This is a genomic window from Xanthobacter autotrophicus ATCC 700552 (genome assembly GCF_043194565.1).
In the GTDB taxonomy this organism is placed as follows: domain Bacteria; phylum Pseudomonadota; class Alphaproteobacteria; order Rhizobiales; family Xanthobacteraceae; genus Xanthobacter; species Xanthobacter autotrophicus_F.
In genome coordinates, this window is sequence record NZ_JBAFVS010000116.1 from 1 (window position 1) to 263 (window position 263).

A 263-nucleotide genomic window follows, 5' to 3' on the forward strand; every position below is an offset into this window, starting at 1 on the left:
CCGCGCGGTCCACGTCAAGTCGCGCGAGGCGCAGGCGCTGCGCGTGCTGCTCGCCGGCCGCAAGGCGTTGCTCGGCAAGGTCATCGACATGGAGAACATGATCCGCGGCGTGATCCGGCCGTTCGGCCTGAAGGTCGGCGAGGTGTCGACGGGCCGGTTCGAGGCGCGCGTGCGCGAGCTGGTCGCCGGCATGGCTGAACTTGAACAGATCATCGCGCCGCTGCTCGCGGCCCGTGCGGCGATGCGGTTCGAGTTCACGCGGC

1 pseudogene is annotated in these 263 nt (G+C 70.7%); it reads left to right on the forward strand.

From position 1 onward, the window contains the following. A pseudogene (locus V5F48_RS25160) lies at positions 1 to 263 on the forward strand (IS110 family transposase); the annotation flags it as partial.